Origin of the sequence: Synechococcus sp. R55.2 (genome assembly GCF_047462075.1) — a bacterium.
GTDB lineage: Bacteria > Cyanobacteriota > Cyanobacteriia > Thermostichales > Thermostichaceae > Thermostichus.
On the sequence record NZ_JANSIH010000011.1, the window covers coordinates 1 to 1,567 of the forward strand.

The 1,567-nt window shown below is 58.6% G+C and carries 1 protein-coding gene and 1 pseudogene; both read left to right on the forward strand.

Features of this window, described 5'->3' with window-relative positions:
- Positions 1 to 479: 479 nt before the first annotated feature.
- Entirely contained in the window at positions 480 to 929 is a 450-nt protein-coding gene (locus NW838_RS00265) for a response regulator (protein WP_414355528.1), read from the forward strand.
- A pseudogene (locus NW838_RS00270) lies at positions 910 to 1,567 on the forward strand (hypothetical protein); the annotation flags it as partial. The gene NW838_RS00265 and the pseudogene NW838_RS00270, both read left to right, overlap by 20 nt.

Here is a 1,567-nt window from a genome sequence, read left to right on the forward strand (position 1 = left end):
GCAGTCCCACCAAGGTGATCTGGGGCAAGCCACCGCCCACATCCACCTCCACCGTGACCCGCACGGCCTTGAGTCCCAGCAGAGCGGCAGCCGTGACTTGGGCAAACAAAGAGAGCGCCTCCGCCAAAGATAAGTAAAGATCTCAACTCATCCTGGCAGAAGTTTTGGCCGACGCATCCCCCCTCCCCCTTAGCTGCATTTCCAAGAGGAGAATGTTACAAATTGCTACGCGACGCTTCCGTGAACGTTGAGAAGCCTTCCCGCCCAAAGTGCTCCCTGCTGTCTTCGATAAGGATAGGATAGGATCGCGTGGAAATTACGCATGGATTGGCGGGATCCCTCTCCGAGCCAAAGCTGTTCTATGTGCTGGGGGGGATAGGCGTCTGGCAAGGATTGGGAAGGCTGCCTGCGTCAACTTATTCGAGGGTTCAAGATATCCACAAACGCAAGCGGGCGGAGGAGGATCCCAATATCTTGAGGTGGTGGCTCAGATCTTGCAGGATATGGCTCAGGTTTTCCCTGCCCCCACCGTGGAGGAGGCGCGCCAGCCCTTGCAAACCCAGACCTTTCAACTGGTGATCCTGGATCTGAACTGGCCAGATGGCTTGGGTTCAGATCTGTTGCCACTGCTGCATAAGGTCTCCGGCCTGCTGACGCGAACGGTGAGCAGCACGCCGGTCATGGTGTTTTCTGCCCAAGATAGGGGCTCAGAGGTGTGTACAGCAGGGATCCAGGCCACTCTGGTCAAGGCCCACACCTCCAATCCAGATTTTCTCAACACCATTCGCGCTTTGGTGGGGGAGAAAAGCAGGTGTGTCCTTCTGCAGAGGGGCAACCCCCATCTTTGTTGCTATGCCTACGGCACCTTGGCGGGAACCGCAACGCTGACGCGACAGGAGGCTGATCCCGGTGGTCTTTCCTGCTTCTGAACCTTCTTTTGGTCTTCCTTATCGCTACGCGACGCTTCTGCCAACGGGCTCTAATCACGTTAGCGAGACGGAGTCCTTGCGCAGCCCTGAGTTCGACAATCTGGACGATCTTGGGAAGCAGGTGCAGCAGTTTGCCCAACGCTACCGGGGGCAGGTGGCGCAACTCAGCCCGCCGGAGCTGGCGGTGGCACTGCAGGAGTTGGCCGAGCTGACGCAAAGGATGCAAGGGATCCCAACTGCCGACTCGGCAGAGGCAGCTTGGCAGAGGCTGGAGCGGATCATCGCCTTACAAAGCCAACTGCTGTTTTTCCTCCTGGAGTTGCAATCCCTGCCTGCCGTTGCTGCTGGTGGCCCGGAGGAAGGTGTTCCCCACGAGGGTCAGGATGGTGCTATGCCTACGGCACCCTGTCGGGAACTGCACCGCTGGCACGAACGCCTAGTCGATGCCCACGTCGAGCCTGAGCTGCAACCCTTTCGCCAATTCCTGTGTCGCCTTCTTCAAAGGACTCCGTCCCCCTGGCACGAACAGCAGAGTCACCAACAGCTTGAGCCTCTGGAGCGCCTGCTCCACCAACAGTACTTAACAGGAAGGTTGGCTTGGCGGCAGTTGTGGCAAGTGACCCTGAACTCGCCTGCCG